Consider the following 18807-nt stretch of genomic DNA (forward strand, 5'->3'; position numbering starts at 1 on the left):
GTCGAAGGGCCGGTGGGTTCGTCAGTGACGTGGAGGTATCGATGCGGTCGACGCTTGTGGAATACCCGTGTTCGAATCTGCTCCTCGCCGACGCCCGCGTCACTCGCGCGGGGGACGGAGTGCTTCGGTACAGCCAACTGGACCCGTCGCTGTCCGAACTCCTCGATATTGCCGTTCATCGGTTCTCCTCGCGCATCGCGGTCGAGGAGGTCGACGGCGAGCAGGTCACCTTCGCGGAACTGTGGGCCGAGGCATCGCGGGTCGCAGGCGGACTGAAGTCGCGAGGCGTCGAGATCGGCGATCGTGTGGCGATTCGTGTCGCCGCGGGGGTGCGGTGGATGGAGGCGTGCCTCGGCGTCATCCTCGCGGGCGGTGTCCCGGTCTCTGTCGGTGTGCACCTGAGTGACGACGCAGCGGACTTCGTCATCGCGGACAGTGGCTCGGTGCTGGTGCTCGATGGGGAACTCCCACATGGTGTTCCGTTCATCGACGACGGCGCGGCCCCGGACGAGATGGCGATCCTCGCGTACACCGCCGATTCTTCGGGCGAGATGCTGGGCGTCGAGTTGAGTAACGAGAACGTGCTCTCGGCTATCGTCGGTATTCTGCACTCGCGCGATTACGGCGTCGAAGGTGTGCGGAATCTGCTGGTGGACAATGATTTCAAGTCTGTGCGCCAGTTCGTGCACGTGCTCGCGACGCTGGTGGTCGGCGGAACGGTGGTCCTCGCCGGCGACTTCTGGCGCGAGAGTGTGCACACCGTCGACATCGTGACCGGGCGGCCCGAGGACTTGCTCGAGCCACGGTTGCTCACGCTCGGACCGGCGGCGCGTGCCGGTTCGAGGTCGGTGCAGTGGATCGACTGCAGCGGATCGCCGATCACGGCCGAGCAAGAAGCGAAGCTGCTGACGATGTTCCCGGCCGCTCGACATGTGATCGGTTGGGGTAAAACCGAAACCTGTGGGGCCGGTCTCATTCTGCCGACCGAGTCGGCACCCGCACACCTCGGCAGCGTCGGAATCGCCTTCGGTGGAATGGAAGTGGCGTTGTACGGCCCGGACGCGCCAGGTGGTTTCGGTGAGTTGCTGTGCCGCGGGCCGAGTGTCACGCGTCGGTATTGGAATTCGCCGGAAGCGACCTCGACGAGGTTCACCCAGGGGTGGTTCTGCACTCACGACACCGCGCAGATCGACCCCGATGGCTTCGTCCGTATTGTCGAACGCAACGTCGCGTAGTCACGCGAGTGTGGTCGACAAACGAGAGGGACATCATGGCGGACGAGGTTCTCACCGAGCGGCGCGGGCGGACACTGATCATCACCATCAACCGACCCGAGGCGCGCAACGCCATCAACTCGGCGGTCAGTCACGCGTTGGCCGCTGCGGTCGAAGAGCTCGATGCGGACGACGATCTGTCCTTGGCGGTGCTGACAGGTGCAGGCGGAAACTTTTGTGCCGGTATGGATCTGAAGGCATTTGTGGCCGGCGAGAACGTACTCGTGCCGGGACGCGGCCTCGGATTCACGGAAGGGCCCCCGCGTAAGCCGATCATTTCGGCGGTCGAGGGCTTCGCGTTGGCAGGCGGCACGGAACTCGTGCTCGCCACCGACCTGGTGGTGGCGTCGTCCGAAGCGAAGTTCGGTATCCCGGAGGTCAAGCGCGGACTGGTTGCAGGTGGCGGCGGATTGTTGCGCCTGCCCAAGCGGATTCCGTACCAGAAGGCACTGGAACTGGCCCTGACCGGCGACAGTTTCACCGCCGAGGAGGCATACCGCTACGGTTTCGTGAACACGTTGACCGAGCCGGGCAAGGCGCTCGAAGGCGCACTCGACCTGGCAGATCGAATCACCCGCAACGGACCGCTCGCGGTTGCCGTCACCAAGGAGATCATCGTCAAGGCCGGCGGGTGGTCCGACGACGAAGCTTTCGCGAAGCAGTTGCAGGTTATGGCGCCGGTGTTCGCCTCCGAAGATGCACGCGAGGGTGCAACGGCGTTCGCCGAGAAGCGTGCCCCGGTCTGGAAGGGACGCTGAACCGAAATGGCTACTCCTGTCGCAGAACTGCACATGCACATCGAGGGTTCGTTGGAACCCGAACAGATCTACCGGCTCGCCGAGCGCAATCGAATGGATTTGCCGTACAAGGACATCGACGATCTGAAGTCGAGGTACGAGTTCACCGACCTGCAGTCGTTCCTCGATCTCTACTTCGCCAACATGGCCGTCCTGCGTACCGCGGAGGATTTTGCCGACCTGACGCGGGCGTATTTCCGTCGGGCCGCAGCCGCTGGAGTGGCGCATGCCGAGTTCTTCTTCAATCCGCAGGCGCACGTAGTCCGCGGTGTTCCGCTGACCGAGGTCCTGGACGGGATCATGGATGCGGTGGCATCGAGTGAGCGCGAGTTCGGGCTCAGCAGTGCGGCAATCGCCGCCATTCTCCGTGATCAGCCGGTCAAGGACGCCGAAGAGATCTTCTCCGAGATCATTCGCTTGCAGGCTCCGATCGTCGGACTCGGACTCGACTCCGCCGAGGTCGGCAACCCGCCCTCACTGTTCGAGGACGTGTTCGCCCGTGCGCGTGCCGAGGGCTTGCACGTCGTTGCTCACGCCGGTGAGGAGGGACCGCCCGAGTACATCTGGCAGGCGCTCGACATTCTCGGCGCCGAGCGCATCGACCACGGCGTCCGGGCGCTCGAGGACCCTGCCCTCATCGAGCGTCTGGTCGACGAGGAGATTCCACTGACGGTCTGCCCGTTGTCGAACGTTCGTCTGCGAGTGTTCGATTCGCTGTCGGATCATCCGCTTCGATCGATGCTCGAGATGGGTTTGATCGTCACGGTCAACTCCGACGACCCGGCCTACTTCGGGGGATACGTCGACGACAACTTCACCGAACTGGGCCGAGCCTTGGGGCTGACCGAGGCCGAGCGCGACACCCTCGCCCGGAACTCGATCAAAGCCTCGTTCGCCAGTGACGCGCGAAAAGCGGAACTGCTGAGGCACTAACTGCTGAGGCACTAACTGCTGCGGCACTAACTGCTGCGGCACTGACCGTCAGTCGCCGAGCACCTGACGTAGGTATTCGTTGTCGAACACTCGATTCGCGTCGTACTTGTCTCGAACGGCGACAAAATCGTCGAGTCGATCGTACGTAGGACGCAGGTCGTCGACGGTCCGGTTGTGCATTTTTCCCCAATGCGGCCGGCCGTCGACGGCGCGCGCGATGGCTTCCACTGCGGCGAAGTATTCGGTTTCAGGTCGGCGGTGGTACTGGTGGACCGCGATGTAGGCGGTGTCGCGTCCGTGAGCGGTCGAAAGCCAGAGATCGTCGGCGGCAGCAAAACGTACTTCGACGGGGAAAGCGACGTTCGTTCCGGACTTCTTCATCCAGCGATCGATTTCGTGGAGCGTCTCGGTGACGTGTTCGCGGGGAATCGCGTATTCCATCTCCTTGAACTTCACCCGGCGCGAGGACGCGAATACTCGGTAGCTGCGATCGGTGAACTCGCGGGCGCCGAGCAGTCGAGACGACACGTTGTTGATTCTCGGGATCGCGGCCGGTGCCAGGGTCGCGACGCGATTGACGCCTTCGAAGAGTGTGTTCGAGAGGAGTTCGTCGTCGACGAACGCGCGGACCTTGCCCACCGGATCGGGTTCGGTATCTCCGGGGAGTCGGGTGTTGCTCTTCGTGAGCACACGGTCGGTGTGCGGAAACCAGTAGAACTCGAAGTGATCCAGGCCCAGACGATCGCTCTCGAGGGTGTCCAGTATGTGAGACAGCGTGTCGGGTTCCTCGATTGCACGGAGCGTGAATCGCGGTACGCAGGCGAGAGTGATCTTCGAAATGATGCCGATTGCACCCAATCCGAGGCGCCCCGCTTCGAACAATTCGACATTTTCGTCGGCACTTGCGGTAACCACGGATCCGTCGGCGAGAACGATCTCGATTCCGCGAATCTGTGTGGCGATACCGCCGAATCGGGCGCCGGTTCCGTGCGTGCCGGTGGATGTCGCGCCGGCCAGTGACTGGACGTCGATGTCGCCGAGATTGGCCATCGCATATCCGCGTTGCCACAGGGCGTCGTTGAGGGCGTGAAGGCGAGTGCCTGCAAAAACAGTGACCAGCGCGCCGTCGTCGGTCGGCGTGATCGAATCGATTCCGCTCAGGTTGTCCAGGCTGACGAGGATACCGTCGGTGACCGCGACGCCGGTGAACGAATGGCCTGCGCCGACGGCCTTCACACGTTGGCCACGCGCCGCAGCCTCGGCGACCAACGACGAAAGTTCACGGGTATTTGTCGGCGTCGCAAAGCGACGCGGCGCGGCGCTTTGAGTGCCCGCCCAGTTCTGCCAAGTGTCCGAAGCCATTACGCAATAATGTACTTGGACGGTCGTCCAGGCAAGTATTGCGCGAAGATTTTGTCATTTGCGTTCTACGATCATTGGATGCTGAACAGGCTCCCGGCGGACGAACGCCGCACACAATTGGTCGAGTCCGCTTTGTCCATTGCGGAACAGCGCGGTGTCAGTTCTGTGACGGTAAGGGCGGTGGCAGAAGAGGCCGGCGTGTCGCTCGGCGTCGTTCATTACTGCTTCGAGAGCAAGGAAGCGCTGATCGCGGCAATGGGTGAGACGCTCATTCTGCAGCTCAGTGCGTCGATGCAGTACGCATTTGCGCAGGTCCGACACGCACCGGATCTCAGTGGCGTGCAGGGGCTCAAGGAATTGCTGCATATCGGGTTGACGGGAATGTGGCCCACTATCGAGGCAACGCCGGACAGGCAGTTGTTGACCTACGAAATCACCGCGCAGGCTCTCCGCAGTCGTAATCTCGGCGCCGAACGCGCTGGGGCTGTTGCTTTCGAGCAGTACCGAATCATGGACGAGCTTGCGGTTTCGTTTCTCGAGGAGTGCGCCAAAATTTCCGGCACCGTGTGGACCGAGCCATTGAGTTCGATTGCGCGCCTGAGCCTTGCACTTATCGACGGCCTCGTCCTGCGTTGGCTGGTCGATCGTGACTCCGACGCGACTATTGCGGAGTTCGGAGAAATGGTTCAGGTAATTGCCAACAAAGCAGTGATCGCGCCCCAGTAGAAGTGCCATCCTGGACATACGTCCAGTATTGGTGATTGACTGGTCGCACGCCGCGACGATTGGATCATCTGTGACCCGGACCCTCGATCGACTCACTGCTGCCACGCGAGAACTCGACCCGCCTCTGGCCGCGCTGGATCTGACCACACTGCGCAGTAATGCAGCCGACCTGGTGCGCCGCGCCGGTGGAACGCCGGTGCGAGTGGCGAGCAAATCGGTTCGTTGTCGGACGGTTCTGGCTGAAACTCTCGGCGACACACTGACCGCGTCCGGCGGATTCCGCGGAATCATGGCGTACTCACTGCGCGAGGCTTTGTGGCTGGTCGGGTTGGGCGCACGGGACATCCTGATGGGATACCCGACCGCCGATCGCGGCGCCATCGCGGATCTCACTTCCGACGACACCGCTCTCGAATCGATCACCTTGATGATCGACGACGATGCACAGTTGGATCTCATTCGTTCGGCGTCGACGGGGGATGCGCCTGTCCGGGTGTGCCTCGACGTCGACGCGTCGCTGCGAATCGGCCCGATCCATCTGGGCGTACGACGCTCACCTCTGCGCGAACCTGCCGCGGTCGCCGCACTCGCGGCGCGTGCTCGCCAGCGCGGATTCTCCGTCGTAGGAGTGATGTTCTACGAAGCGCAGATTGCCGGCCTTCCTGACACCAGTGCTCCGATCGGTTGGGTCAAGAAAGCCTCTGCGCGCGAATTGGCGTCCAGAAGGGGCGCTGTGGTCGCGGCCGTCACCGATGCCGTGGGTGCACTCGAGATCGTCAACAGCGGCGGCACGGGGTCGCTGGAGGTCAGCTCGGCCGATCCTGTGGTGACCGAGGTAACAGCAGGCTCCGGGTTGTATGTACCGACCCTGTTCGACCGCTACCGCGCCTTCCGGCCCGATCCTGCGCTGTTCTTCGCTCTGTCGGCGGTGCGCAAGCCGACTCCGTCCGTGACGACCCTGTTCGGCGGGGGATACATCGCGTCGGGACCTGCGGGAGCCACCCGCGTTCCGTCGCCGATCTGGCCTGCCGGTCTCAAACTGCTCCGCAACGAAGGGGCAGGCGAAGTTCAGACCCCTGTTACGGGAAAGGAAGGCGGAAACATCGCGATCGGCGACCGGGTGTGGTTCCGGCACGCGAAGGCCGGCGAGTTGTGCGAGCGTTTCGACCGCGTGTACGTGGTCGAAGCCGACGGCACCCGAACCTCGGTTCCCACCTACCGCGGCGAAGGACAGTGTTTCGGGTAGGGCAGTGTTTCGGGTAAGGCAGACTTCGGCTAGCTCGTCAGCCTCATGAACGCGCCCAGTTCCACCAATCCCGCGGGCGTGCTCGGCATGTACTGCGTCAATGCGTGCGATCGGACGATGATCGCGCACCACTTGCCGCGTGAGACAGCAACGTTGAGGCGGTTCCGCGACAGCAGGAACGACATTCCTCGCGGGACGTCCTCGACAGCGGAGGCAGCCATCGACACGATTGCCACCGCGGCCTCGCGTCCTTGGAACTTGTCGACGGTGCCGACCTCGACCTCCGTGAGACCGGCCTCGGTGAGATCGCGCTCGACGGTGCCCACCTGGGCGTTGTACGCCGCGACCACGAGAATGTCCGACTGCTCCAGCGGCCTGGTTCCCTCGAACTCGCTGGGGTCGGTCCACGGTGTACCGAGAAGTTCCTGGATCTGGCGAACGATCTCCTGCGACTCTTCCGGAGAGTATGTGGAATTGCCGCGGTGATCGACGTACACGGTGTGCACTCCGGCGGCGAGTCCGTCGAGTTTCCTTGCTGTACTGACGGTTTCCTGGGAATGGAGTTTGCCCTCGTACGACAGAGCAGACACGGGGGCGCACAGATCGGGATGCATCCGCCACGTTTTCTCGAGGAAGTAGCCGAGTTCGGGTGGCAGTGCACCGTGTCCCTCGGCGAGCCAGCCGAGTGCCGATTCGTCGACAGGTTCGGGGTGTGTGCCTTGGCTGACCTGCGGCAGTTGCTGTGGATCGCCCAGTAGCAACAGGTTTCGCGCGGAAATCGCGACGGCAATCGTGTTGGCCAGCGCGAATTGACCTGCCTCGTCGACCACGAGCAAGTCCAAACTGCCGGCGGGAACACGATCGGTGTTCGCGAAGTCCCATGCAGTGCCGCCGATGACGCAGCCGACGCCTTCCGCTTCGGCGATGAAACCGGCGTATTCCTCGGACGCGATGTCCTGCCATTCCGCGGTCTTGCTGCGGCTGCCCTTCTTTGCGACCAGTGCGGGGTCCACGCCGGCTTTCAGAATGCCGCCGAGCATGTTCTCGACCACCGAATGTGATTGTGCCACCACGCCGATTCGCCAATGGTGTTGTTCGATCAGTGTCTTGACGACACGAGCGCCCGTGTAGGTTTTGCCCGTACCGGGAGGACCTTGCACCGCCACGTAGGAATCGTCGAGGTCGAGAAGTGCGGCGGTGATGGCGTCGGCGTAGTTGTTGTCGGCGCCGACAGGTGGCAGCGGTGAACCCGAGAGGGTTCTCGGGGTGTTGCGCCTGAGAATGTCGACTGCCGCGATGTGTGGCAGTTCGGGCAGGCTCTCGCTGGCGCCGGACGCGGCAGCGGCGATGGACTTCTCCATGCGTCCGGTGGGAATCGGACGACCAGGTGCCAACGCGACCGGGGAATCGATGTATTCGTCACCGCTGAGCAGTTCTTCCACTGTGACTACGTCGAGCCCTTCGGACTTGACGACGGCGGTGACCTTGACGCTGCTGGTGCCGCGCTGGGTGGGGTTCTCGCTTGCAACTGCATCCGGGGAGGGGGTTGCGTAGAGCGCGAAAAGATCACTGCCCGGGCTCAAAGACGTTCCGGTGCCGAAACTTCCGGTCAACTGGATGTGGCGACGAAACTTCTTCTGCCGCGGGGTGCTCTTGTGCCAGTCCGCTTCGATTTCGGACTGCTCGACCACCATGACGTCGCGGATGTCCACGAGGTCTTCGATCGGTGTGACCAATCGGTCGAAGTGGGCCCACCAGTACGGCTTCCGCTCGCGATTGTGGTAACCGACTGCTGCGGCCAATAGAGCAGCAGCCTGCTGATCGGGGGTGCGTGTCGAACCGGCCTTGTGGCCTGCGAAGTCGCGGAGTGCGATTTCCGATTCGGTGAGTTCTTCGAGTGGAATCTTGATCTGTCCGGTCGGCTCACGAAGTTCGACACCATGTTCTGCGGCGCGCTCGGCGAGCCAATCACGCAGGCGGAGAGTGGATTCGCAGTCGTACTCGTTGTAGTCGGAGATGCCCTGAAGAAGATCCCTGGCCTGGTCGGCTTGTCCGCCGTCGCGCAATTCGCAGTAGTCGGCATAAGCGACGACCGAGGCGGCGGCGTTGGTCACGTCACCGTCGCGGCCGTGCTCACCCATGTAGAGCGGCTCGAGTTTCTTGATGCTGTACGAGCGTTGTCCGATCCGCAGGCACGCGCGGACGATCGGATACAGGTCGACGAGCACGTTCTCGCTGAGCAGCGTGTCCACTGTCTGCTCGCCGACACCGTGACGTGCGGCCAAGCGCAACAGCGCCGATTTCTCGTACGCGGCGTAGTGATAGATGTGCATGCCGGGGTGGGCTTCACGCCGCGCGGTGACGTAGTCGAGAAAGTCGAGGAGCGCTTGGCGCTCACCCTCGCGGTCGTGTGCCCAGAACGGCTTGAACACGTAGTCGTCCGCCGGCCCTTCGACCACGCCGAACAGGTACTCCAACCCCCAGTCGGTGGATCCGTCCTCGGCCCAGAGTGGATCGCCCTCGAAGTCGAAGAAGATGTCGCCGTCGTCGGGGACGGGTAGACCGCCGAGCGCCGAGGGCTCGTAGACCTCGAATTCGGCGTCGCCGGATTGTTCCTGGCGTAGTTGAACGGCTGCCTGCGCACGGAGTTTGTCGAGGGTTTCCCGGCGGATTCCCTCAACTGCGCCAGTGCTCGACGCGAGTTCGTCGATTGTCGTGATCCCCGAGACGATCAGTTGTTCGCGCTGATTGCCGCGGACACCCGCAACCAGTAGGAGGTCCCGATGGCTTTCGACCTCGACGCTGCAGGTGTCGCAGCGGCCGCAACGCAGGTACCGATCGTCGAGCCACTGGGTTGGTTTTCCCTCGGCGCGGTGCTCGTCGAGGACTCGTTCGAGTTCTGCTCTGCGCGCCGCGAACACCGGTGCGATGTCTCCGATGTCGTGTGACGACGTGCTGCCGTCTCCGAGCAGTAGATGAACCTGATCGGAGGCGGCGATTGCATTGCGCTCCAACGCGTCTGCGTACGCGGCGAGTTGGAGGAGCGCCGACACCTTGGCATGCCGGGAGAGTTTGCTGTCGTAGACGGCGTACGTGTCGCCCTCACGGACGAGGAAATCGCAGAAACCGAGGAATCGGCCGTCGAAGAAGGTTCCCTGATAGATGACGGGCGCACCGGATCGGGCGGCCTCGACGGTGGACAGGGTGGCGGCGGTCAACCCCGCGCGTGAGTGTTCCGGCCGCGGCATGACGACGACGCCGTCACCGTGTTGATCGATGAACTTCTGAAGCTGTTCGCGCTCGTGCGAGTCGCCGAGGCTCGACGTTCGCTCGAGCATCGGATCCGCCTCGGCGGCCTCGGCCGCGATCAGACCGGTACGGGCGTCGAGTTGCCGCAGCAGTGCGAACTCGCACGAGGCCGCAGCCGAGAGGTCGCTGGCGCTGTAGACGATCTGATCATCGAGTAGGAACACAGGGCGATTGTGCCATCGCTCACCGACAAGGCAACCCACCAGTAATCGCCCACGCGCCGCGGATACCGGTCGCGGAGTGCAGAATGACGATCATGCCTTTCTTCGACGGACGAACCGGTCAGGTGCACTTTCGGCATTGGCCGGCGGCAGGGGGTGTGGTGCCCACGGTGTCATTGGTCTTTCTGCACGGTCTCGGTCAGCACAGCGGGCAGTATCACCGCTTCGCTGGCGCTATGGCGGCGTCGGGGATAGACGTGTGGGCGATCGATCACACGGGGCACGGCTTGTCGGAGGGGGACCCGGGGGTAGGCGCTCCGCTGTCGGATCTTGCTGCCGACGCAGCCGCGCTCGCTGACATCGCTCTGGCGGAACTGCCCGAAGTCCCGCAGGCGGTGATGGGCCATTCCTTGGGTGCGGTGACGGCGCTGACGATGCTGGCTCATCGCGATCACGATTTTGCCTCCGCGGTGCTGTGCGGCATCCCGCGCAGTGCGGTCGAGCAACACGGGTGGGCGGAACTCTCCGACGCGGGCATCCCAGTCCTGGTCGTTCACGGTACCGACGACCGGATCGCCCCGGTCGATCCCGTCCGGGACTGGGCGCGGACGCTGCGCAACGTCGAGATGCGCGAGTTCGAGGACGCCGGTCACGACCTGTTGCACGAGAAGGTTCACGCCAGCGTCACCAACGTCAGCCGTGACTTCCTTCTCGCGCATTCCAGATAGGCCTCTCAGGAGAGCGCGTCAAGCACCTCTTTCGACGTGACGGGATGCGAGAACATCGGATAGTCGTAAGTGATCGCGTTCTCGTGTTCGGCGACCGAAGTTCCGGCTACACAATCGGTGAGAGTGATGACCCGGTAGCCGTTCTCGTATCCGGTGCGCATGGTCGATTCGACGCAGCAGTTGGTCAGGAAACCGCCGAGAATGATCGTGCGAATTCCCTTGCTGCGCAGAATGAAATCGAGGTTGGTGCTGGCAAATGTGTCGAGTCCACGCTTGCCCTCGATGACGATGTCGCCGTCCTTCGGGGTGAGGTCGTCGACGATCGCGGCGCCCCACGAGCCCTTCACGAAAGCTTTGCCGTCGACGACGCCCTTGAGGATTCCGTACGGATGCGAGGTGATTTCGTTGTACCCCTCGGCGAAGGTGATCGGTGCGTGCATCACGGTGACACCCGCCGCGCGGGCCGCATCGACCAGTGCGGCGGTCTTCGCGAGGAGTCCGTTCGATTCCATGACAGGTGCGACGGCCTCGTGGAGGACGCCGCCTTCGGTGGTGAAGTCGTTCTGGTACTCGATGAGCACGACGGCGGTGGTTGCGGGGTCCAATTCGAGCTTGTCGGTCATGGTCGGCACCTTCTCTGTTGTGGTCCGGGTCACGAATCTTCTCAATTAAACAGTTTGTCAGACAAGCAGGCAAGGGGTGGTAGCGTCGCGGCATGGATACGACTCCGTTGTCGCGCATGCCGCTCAGCCTTGCCGTGTCGGGAAGAATCCGCGCTGCCATTCTCGACGGCTCGCTTCCCGTCGGTGAGGCATTGCCGACCGAACAGGAACTTGCACAGACGTTCTCGGTGGGTCGATCGACGGTCCGTGAGGCACTTCGCGTCCTGCAAGCGCAGGGATTGCTGACTGGCGCGGACACTACGTCGACTGCCAGACCTCGTGTGACGCACGAGCATACGGCCGATTCCGCCGCCACCGCCCTCAGTACGGCGTTGCAGGTGGGTGCAGTTCCGCTGGGCGATCTTGTCGAATTACGAGTGCTGCTCGAAGCCGCCGCGCTGCGCACAGTCGGTGCGGTTCCAGGCGAGGCCAGGGACGCGATCGAGCGGATGCGCGTCGCGACGCTTGCCGACGACTCGGTCGCCTTCCACGACGCAGACGTCGACTTTCACGTCGCGCTCGCCGGAGCGGGCGGGAACAAGGCGTTCGGGTTGGTCATGACGGTTCTGCGGGACAGCATCGCCGGCTACTTGCTGAGCGAACTCGACGCGCGCGAGGACTCGGAAGCCACACTCGGTGCACTGCTGAAAGAACACGAGGGTATCGCCGACGCGATCGAGCGCGGCGCCTCCGACGAGGCTGCCCATTTGGTCGAGCGCCACGTGCGCGGATTCTACGAAGGACGAACGGAATGACCACGAGTATCGATCTGTTGGGCGAACGCTTGCAGAAAGTGCTGGGGGACAGGGCCACAACCGACCCCGACCGAATGGGCGCGTACGTCCGGGATCAATCACTGCTCACTGCGGCGGGAAAGCCTGCTGCACTGGTCAAAGCGCAGACGGTCGACGACGTCGTCGCCGTCATGACGGTGGCCCACGAACTCTCCGTTCCGGTGGTGACGCGAGGGGCGGGAACCGGGTTGGCCGGCGCCGCCAACGCGCTCGACGGATGCATCGTTCTGAGCGTCGCGGGCATGGATCGCATTCTGGAGATCGATCCCGCCGCGCGCACCGCCACGGTGGAGCCCGGAGTGATCAACGGCGACCTCGCCGAAGCTGCTGCACAGCAGGGCCTTTGGTACGTTCCTGATCCCGGAAGCCGGGCGATCTCGAGTATCGGCGGCAACCTGGCGACAAATGCGGGCGGCATCTGTTGCGCAAAGTACGGTGTCACCGGCGATCACGTCGCGGCCCTGACGGCGGTACTGGCGGATGGGCGTCTGATCCGTACCGGTGCGCGGACGCGCAAAAATGTCGCGGGGTTGGACCTGACACATCTGCTCGTGGGGTCTGAGGGCACATTGGCCGTCATCGTCGAAGCCACGATGCGATTGCGAACGGCGCCCACTGCAGCGACCACCGTCGTTGCATTTTTCGATTCCGCGGAGTCCGCGATCGATGCGGTCCTCGCCGTGTCGGCAGTGGCCGAACCGTGTCAGATGGAGTTGATGGACGACGTCACCATCGGCGCGGTCAACCGCCTGACGAAGATGGGGCTGGACGAGTCGGCCGGGGCGATGCTGCTCATCCAGTGCGACGGTAGGTCAGCTGCCGCCGAAGCTGCGGACTGTGCCGCAGCGTGCGAAAGCGTCGGGGCGCGAGAGGTTTTCCACACCGACGATCCGGTGGAAGGTGACGAGTTCACCGCGGCTCGGCGGATGGCATTACCCGCTCTCGAGGCGATGGGCACGGTGCTCCTCGACGATGTCGCGGTGCCCGTGCCCGCGTTGCCGTCGATGCTGGGGTGCATTCGTGAGGCGGCCGAGCGTCACGGTGTCACGATCGGAACCTTCGGTCATGCCGCCGACGGAAATCTCCACCCGACCATCGTGTTCGACGCCGCCCAAGCCGGAGTGCAGAATCGTGCGCGTGGAGCGTTCGACGACATCGTCGCCGGGGCGCTGGCGTTGGGCGGAACGATCAGCGGTGAACACGGTATCGGCGTGCTCAAAGCGCCGTACATGGCAGACATGGTCGGTCAGACCGAACGCGAGATGATGCTCGCAGTGAAGGCCGCATTCGATCCGAAGAACATTCTCAATCCCGGACGAGGCATCTGATCGTTTCGTCTGTCGTGCTCATCGTAAATTGCGCTACCAGACGAACGTGTTGCCGCACGACGCTTTTCGAGTGACGATGGCCGTCATGAAGCTGTTGATGCTCGGAGGAACACGGTTCCTCGGCCGCGCCCTCGTCGACGACGCTCTGGCACGGGGCTGGGAAGTGACAGTGCTCCATCGGGGGCTCACCGGAGCGCCACCGCCTACGGCGGAGGTCCTGTTCGCTGATCGCACCGATCAGCGAGCGATGGCCGAGGCACTCGATGACCGTCGATGGGACTTCGTCGTCGACACGTGGTCGGGTAGCCCCCGGGTGGTCGGTGAGAATGCACGCGTCTTGCGCGGTCACGTCGAACGGTACGCATACATTTCCAGCGGATCCGTCTACCAGTGGGGCTTGCACGTCGACGAGAGCTCACCTGTGGTTGCCGCTTCCGCGACGTCTGACGACGGCAGCGATTACGCGTCCGCCAAACGCGGCGCCGAACTCGCTGTCCTGGAATTCTTCCCGAATGCACTGCTCGCGAGGGCAGGGCTGATCCTCGGACCACACGAGGACATCGGGCGATTGCCGTGGTGGCTGCGGCGCATCGGCGCAGGAGGCCGCGTCGTTGCTCCCGGGGTGCCGACCAGGCCACTTCAATACGTCGATGTCCGTGACATCGCATCCTTTGTCCTGTCCGGACTGGCCGCAGGGATCGGCGGGGCATATGACGTCATCAGCCCGTCCGGGCACACCACAACCTCCGGGCTCCTTCAGGCGTGCGTGGACACCACCGGTTCGGGCGCGGAATTGGTGTGGATCGACGAGGACAGACTGGCGGCCGCTGGAGCGCAGCCGTGGACACAACTTCCGTGTTGGGTGCCGCAAGAGGGTGAGTTCGCAGGCTTCCTCGAAGCCGACACCGCCAAGGCGGCACAAGCAGGGCACGCAGGGCAGGCGGGGCTGCGATGCCGTCCGGTCGAAGACACCGTGCGAGATACCTGGGCGTGGATGCAACAGGAAACTCTGCCGGCCCAGCGGGAGGATCGTGCGGTGCACGGATTGCCTCCGGAGATCGAAAGAGAACTTCTTTCCGCCGGAGACTGAAACGCGTCTGGCCCGGTTCGCATTCGAACCGGGCCAGACGCTTGAAAGACGAGGATCAGGCGTACAAGTCGCTGATCTTGGTCTTGTGAGCTTCGTGAATGATGTTGCGCTTGAGCTTGAGCGTCGGCGTCAATTCGCCGGTCTCCTGCGTGAAGTCGACCTCTAGGATCGTGTACTTCTTGATCTGCTCGGGGTTGGAGACCTTCTTGTTGGCGTCGGCAACGGCTGAGTCGATCTCGGCGATCAGATCGGCGTTCTTCACCAGATCGGCAATCGCGGTGTTTGCGGGCAGGCCGTTGCGCTCGACCCAACCGGGCAGTGTTTCCGGATCGAGGGTGATCAGTGCACCGATGAACGGCTGACCGTCACCGACCACGAGGCACTGGCTGATCAGAGCGTGCGCACGCAGGGAATCCTCGAGGCCTGCCGGTGCGACGTTCTTACCGCCGGCGGTGACGATGATTTCCTTCTTGCGGCCGGTGATCGAGACGTAACCCTCGTTGTCGATCGATCCGAGGTCGCCGGTGTGGAACCAGCCGTCGACGATGGATTCGGCAGTGGCCTTCTCGTTGTGCCAGTAGCCGGCGAACACGACCGGGCCCTGCAGGAGGAGTTCGCCGTCTTCGGCGATCCGGGCGGCGTGGCCGTTGATCGGCTTGCCGACGGTGCCGACGCGCTGCGCGCTCGAGGTGTTGACGGTGATTGCGGCGCTGGTCTCGGTGAGTCCGTAGCCCTCGTAGATCGGGATGCCGACGCCGCGGAAGTAGTGGCCGAGGCGCGCACCGAGAGCTGCGCCGCCGGAGACCGCACGCTCGCACTCGCCGCCCAGTGCTGCGCGTAGCTTCGAGTAGACGAGCTTGTCGAATACCGCGTGCTTGAGCTTGAGTGCCAGTCCGGGGCCACCCTTTTCGAGGGATTCGCTGTATTCGATGGCTGTCGCCGCAGCCTTGTCGAAGATGCTGCCCTTGCCGCCGTCGACGGCTTTCTGGCGAGCCGAGTTGTAGACCTTCTCGAACACGCGGGGCACCGACAGGATGAAGTTGGGCTTGAAGCCGGCGAACTGCTCGAGGAGCGTCGTCAGATCCGACGTGTGGGCGACGGTGACCTTGGCGTCGAATGCGCCGAACGAGATCGCTCGCGCGAACACGTGGGCGAGCGGCAGGAACATCAGCGTTTTCTTGCCGGGGACCATCGACTCCGGCATCGCCAGGCGGCAGGCGTTGGACTCGGCGTAGAAGTTGGAGTGCGTCAGCTGGACACCCTTGGGGCGTCCGGTGGTTCCGGAGGTGTAGATCAGGGTCGCGGGCGAGGCTGCGGTGACCTGGTGACGACGAGTGTGCAGTTCTTCGTCGGTGATTGCGGAACCGCGGCTGGACAACTCGTCGATCGCACCCGACTCGATGACCAGGACTTCGCGTAGGGCTTCTGCGCCGTCGGTGACTTCCTTGTGGGTCTCCGCGTGCTTGGCCGTTTCGACGACCAGAAGCGTCGTCGCGGAATCCTCGAGGATCCACTGTGCCTGATCAGGGGAGGAGGTCTCGTAGATCGCGACGGTGCATCCGCCGGCTGTCCAGATGGCGTAGTCGAGAACGACCCACTCGTAGCGAGTCGCGGACAGGATAGCGACGCGGTCGCCGAGCTCGACACCCGAAGCGATCAGGCCCTTGGCGACTGCGGAGACCTGCTTCGCGAATTCAGCTGCGGTGACGTCGACCCATCCACCGTTCGACGGCCGCTTGAACGGCACGAAGGTGGGGTCTTCTTCGGCATGACGGAACACGGAGTCGGCCATTGAAACGTTCTCCGGAATTGAGAACGACTGTGGAACTGAGAACTCGCGCACTATTGACCCCTCCAGTGACTACTGACATTTCTGATGTGCATTGCATCACATTAGTCGTCATTTTGCACTGTCGTTACTATTCGGTAGAACTGGTCGGGCGCTGACCTGCAGTTTAGTGTGACCGGCTGTTTACAGGTACTCAGGCGACGTGTTGGAGCGTGCGGCCGTGCACGGACAACCAGCGGCGAATCGCGTAGTCCAATCGGTCCGGATCCACGCCGAGTTGCTCTGCAGTAGCTGCAAGGATCTCCGAGGTGTCTCCCGGCAGTTCGGTGGTGCCGAGTGTTGCGCTGATGAAGGTGTCGGCGGCGGTGCCCAGATCGGTGTGGGGGATTCCGGCCAACATCAACAGGTGCGCCCAGGTCACTTCGGAACCGTCGCCGCAGGCGTCGACCCAGGCGTGGTGAACGGCATCGAGAGCGTTGTCGGAATCAGCAGCGGACAGCAGGTCCTCGACGCTGTTGATCCGCAAGTGATGGAGTTTCTCGGCGACCTGTTGGATGTGACGTGCTTCGATCGGGACGCCCGTCGCCGTGTAGCGGCGCTTGTACGAGCCGATCTTGCCTGCCCACTGGTCCGAGCTCCCGGCTTCCTCGAACGTGCGGAGGAGTTCGCGTGCGCCGTCCGTGACGGGTTTGTCTTCGCGGGCTTTCCGGTAGGCGAGGTAGCGATCGACGACGGTCACTTCGCTGTGGCCCGACGTGGACTGCACGGATTCGATGATGCACAGGGCGAGGCTCTGTCGATAAGCGTCTGACGCAACCCATGCGGACGGGTCGCCCAGGCGGTCACGGCACGCAGCTGCGACGGCGTCGACGGTATCGGTCGAGATGGTCACGGTTCCTCCAGAAAGCTGATTCTTTTTGTTCCATTTGGGCTATCGGCACCGAGGAGCGAAATGTTGCACACATCACAAATTCACATAGTTTTCTTGGACTGCGCTCAGGTGAGAAAGAGTCAGGGCTCAGGCGAGGAAGGTCAGAACTTCGTCGTCGCTGAGTTGATGAAAGTCCTCGAATGCAGCACCGACGCCGCCCAACAGGGCAGGAACGAAGGGGCAGATGACGCGATCGGCCGAGCACGCGATCACTCTCATGGCTTCGGGGGAGGCGACGGGTACAGCGACGATCACGCAGGCAGCACCCGCGGTGCGCGCACACCGGCAGGCAACAGCGGCACTCGCTCCCGTCGCCATTCCGTCGTCGACGATCACCGCGGTGCGTCCGTGGAGGGAAACCGGGGTCCGTCCTTCACGCAGGAGGCGCGCTCGCCGCTCCAACTCGAGTCGTTCGTCGTGTTCGACGGCGGCGAGTTCTCTTTTCGAGACGCGAACCGCTGCGATGACGTCGTGGTTGAGGACTCGCACCCCGCCCTCGCCGATAGCGCCCATCGCGAGTTCCGGGTTGTACGGACTGCCGAGCTTGCGCACCACCACGATGTCCAGGGGTGCGTTCAGCGCTGCAGCAACCTCGGCTGCGACGGGTACTCCGCCGCGCGGGAGTCCGAGAACGACCGGCTTGTCGATACGCAAGGTCTCGAGCCGCCCGGCCAGAAATTTGCCGGCGGAAGATCGATCCCGATACTGGGTCACTGCGTTGTCCTCGAGAAGCTCGAACCCCGACCAGTTCGACGCTACTCGCTGCAGGTCACCGCGACGAGACTGTGAACCTCCGCAGCGCGAGAGCAGGATTCTTCTCGCGTACCTCGGCGATGCGAGCAGCCGAAACGAGTGCGGTGGCGACCCCGACCTGCTCGCCAAGGGAACACATCACGACGCCCATCGGGTCGACGATCATGCTGGCACCCGCGCCGCCGCGCGCGCTCTGATCTGCCGCTGCGATGTACATCGTGTTCTCGATGGCCCGGGCGCGCACGAGAGTGGTCCAGTGGTCTTCCTTGAGCGGCCCGGGCACCCACTGGGCGGGCAGGAGCAAGACGTCCGCGCCGACGTCGACGATGCGTCGGGTGACTTCCGGGAAGCGCAGGTCGTAGCAGGTCTGGAGGCCGAAGGTCAGGCCGTCGCACCCGAAAGTCTGCGGTTCGGTGATCTCGCCCGCGCGGATCACGGCCGACTCCTGGTAACCGAAAGCGTCGTAAAGATGCAGTTTCCGGTAGGTCGCCACCAGTTCGCCGTTCGGGTCCATCGCGACGAGGGTGTTGGAGATTCTGCTCACGTCGTCGATCCGCTCGTTCATTCCTGCCACGAGGAAGATTCCGAACTCCGCGGCGACCGCCGCCAGTGCCGAACCGAATTCGCCGTCCAGGTCCTCCGCGGACTCGATCAGTCGCTCGTCCGTCGTCGGGGCGGTGAACATCGAGTACTCCGGCGCCACGACAACTTTCGCGCCCCGTGCTGCTGCGTCGGAAGCCAGTGATCGCAGTGATTCGAGGTTGGCTTTCTTGTCCGTCCCCGGAGCGAATTGGGCAATCGCGACAACGGTCTGGGAGGTGGTGGCTGTGGTGGCTGCGGTCATGCTTCCTACGCTAGGCGAAACCCGCTGGGAGGGTGGATCTGTCGTAAATGCACCCCCGGTATGTCGTCGTGTCTATACTC

16 protein-coding genes are annotated in these 18807 nt (G+C 63.4%); 9 read left to right on the forward strand and 7 right to left on the reverse strand.

Annotated elements, in window-relative coordinates:
• Positions 1 to 41: 41 nt before the first annotated feature.
• From ACFQ6H_RS11875 to ACFQ6H_RS11885, 3 genes are read left to right on the forward strand one after another with little or no spacing between them, the layout of a single operon-like run.
• Positions 42 to 1235, forward strand: a complete 1194-nt coding sequence (locus tag ACFQ6H_RS11875; protein WP_378646224.1) for a class I adenylate-forming enzyme family protein — start codon at positions 42 to 44, stop codon at positions 1233 to 1235.
• A gap of 35 nt (positions 1236 to 1270) precedes the next feature.
• Positions 1271 to 2032, forward strand: a complete 762-nt coding sequence (locus ACFQ6H_RS11880) for a crotonase/enoyl-CoA hydratase family protein (RefSeq protein ID WP_230817435.1) — start codon at positions 1271 to 1273, stop codon at positions 2030 to 2032.
• Between the two features lie 6 nt (positions 2033 to 2038).
• On the forward strand, positions 2039 to 3004 hold the full coding sequence (locus ACFQ6H_RS11885; protein WP_003945144.1) for an adenosine deaminase: 966 nt from the start codon (positions 2039 to 2041) through the stop codon (positions 3002 to 3004).
• Positions 3005 to 3052: 48 nt separating this feature from the next.
• On the opposite strand, the gene ACFQ6H_RS11890 is transcribed toward ACFQ6H_RS11885, so the two are convergent.
• Positions 3053 to 4366, reverse strand: a complete 1314-nt coding sequence (locus ACFQ6H_RS11890) for a D-arabinono-1,4-lactone oxidase (RefSeq protein ID WP_029255793.1) — start codon at positions 4364 to 4366, stop codon at positions 3053 to 3055.
• 78 nt (positions 4367 to 4444) lie between these two features.
• Between ACFQ6H_RS11890 and ACFQ6H_RS11895 the strand changes: the two genes are divergently transcribed.
• Positions 4445 to 5092: a TetR/AcrR family transcriptional regulator gene (locus ACFQ6H_RS11895; protein ID WP_230817438.1), complete on the forward strand. Its 648-nt coding sequence runs from the start codon at positions 4445 to 4447 to the stop codon at positions 5090 to 5092.
• Positions 5093 to 5162: 70 nt separating this feature from the next.
• A complete protein-coding gene (locus tag ACFQ6H_RS11900; protein WP_378646225.1) occupies positions 5163 to 6338 on the forward strand; it encodes an amino acid deaminase/aldolase in 1176 nt (391 codons plus the stop codon).
• Between the two features lie 29 nt (positions 6339 to 6367).
• On the opposite strand, the gene ACFQ6H_RS11905 is transcribed toward ACFQ6H_RS11900, so the two are convergent.
• Positions 6368 to 9811, reverse strand: a complete 3444-nt coding sequence (locus ACFQ6H_RS11905; protein ID WP_378646227.1) for a TM0106 family RecB-like putative nuclease — start codon at positions 9809 to 9811, stop codon at positions 6368 to 6370.
• A gap of 83 nt (positions 9812 to 9894) precedes the next feature.
• Here ACFQ6H_RS11905 and ACFQ6H_RS11910 point away from each other — a divergent pair, with 83 nt between their 5' ends.
• Positions 9895 to 10536, forward strand: coding sequence for an alpha/beta hydrolase (locus ACFQ6H_RS11910; RefSeq protein ID WP_378646228.1), 642 nt, complete (start codon positions 9895 to 9897; stop codon positions 10534 to 10536).
• 5 nt (positions 10537 to 10541) lie between these two features.
• Here ACFQ6H_RS11910 and ACFQ6H_RS11915 read toward each other — a convergent pair whose 3' ends face one another.
• Positions 10542 to 11159, reverse strand: a complete 618-nt coding sequence (locus ACFQ6H_RS11915) for a cysteine hydrolase family protein (RefSeq protein ID WP_378646229.1) — start codon at positions 11157 to 11159, stop codon at positions 10542 to 10544.
• A gap of 92 nt (positions 11160 to 11251) precedes the next feature.
• Here ACFQ6H_RS11915 and ACFQ6H_RS11920 point away from each other — a divergent pair, with 92 nt between their 5' ends.
• The 3 genes from ACFQ6H_RS11920 (at position 11252) to ACFQ6H_RS11930 (ending at position 14410) form a co-directional block, all read left to right on the forward strand.
• Entirely contained in the window at positions 11252 to 11953 is a 702-nt protein-coding gene (locus ACFQ6H_RS11920; protein ID WP_378646231.1) for a FadR/GntR family transcriptional regulator, read from the forward strand.
• Entirely contained in the window at positions 11950 to 13320 is a 1371-nt protein-coding gene (locus ACFQ6H_RS11925; protein WP_378646233.1) for an FAD-binding oxidoreductase, read from the forward strand. Before ACFQ6H_RS11920 ends, ACFQ6H_RS11925 begins: the two co-directional genes overlap by 4 nt.
• Positions 13321 to 13405: 85 nt before the next feature.
• On the forward strand, positions 13406 to 14410 hold the full coding sequence (locus ACFQ6H_RS11930) for an NAD-dependent epimerase/dehydratase family protein (protein ID WP_378646235.1): 1005 nt from the start codon (positions 13406 to 13408) through the stop codon (positions 14408 to 14410).
• Between the two features lie 55 nt (positions 14411 to 14465).
• Here the strand turns inward: ACFQ6H_RS11930 and ACFQ6H_RS11935 are convergent, their stop codons facing one another.
• From ACFQ6H_RS11935 to ACFQ6H_RS11950, 4 genes are all read right to left on the reverse strand, one after another.
• A complete protein-coding gene (locus ACFQ6H_RS11935) occupies positions 14466 to 16253 on the reverse strand; it encodes an AMP-dependent synthetase/ligase (protein WP_378449081.1) in 1788 nt (595 codons plus the stop codon).
• Positions 16254 to 16392: 139 nt separating this feature from the next.
• The gene (locus tag ACFQ6H_RS11940) at positions 16393 to 17091 is read right to left on the reverse strand and encodes a hypothetical protein (protein WP_058228429.1); all 699 of its coding nucleotides are present in this window, start codon (positions 17089 to 17091) and stop codon (positions 16393 to 16395) included.
• 126 nt (positions 17092 to 17217) lie between these two features.
• On the reverse strand, positions 17218 to 17844 hold the full coding sequence (locus ACFQ6H_RS11945; RefSeq protein WP_378646237.1) for a phosphoribosyltransferase: 627 nt from the start codon (positions 17842 to 17844) through the stop codon (positions 17218 to 17220).
• A 55-nt stretch (positions 17845 to 17899) separates the two neighbouring features.
• Positions 17900 to 18727: a carbon-nitrogen hydrolase family protein gene (locus ACFQ6H_RS11950; protein ID WP_378646239.1), complete on the reverse strand. Its 828-nt coding sequence runs from the start codon at positions 18725 to 18727 to the stop codon at positions 17900 to 17902.
• Positions 18728 to 18807 lie beyond the last annotated feature (80 nt).

This window comes from Rhodococcus sp. NPDC056506 (genome assembly GCF_042794945.1).
Taxonomy (GTDB): Bacteria; Actinomycetota; Actinomycetes; order Mycobacteriales; family Mycobacteriaceae; genus Rhodococcus_F.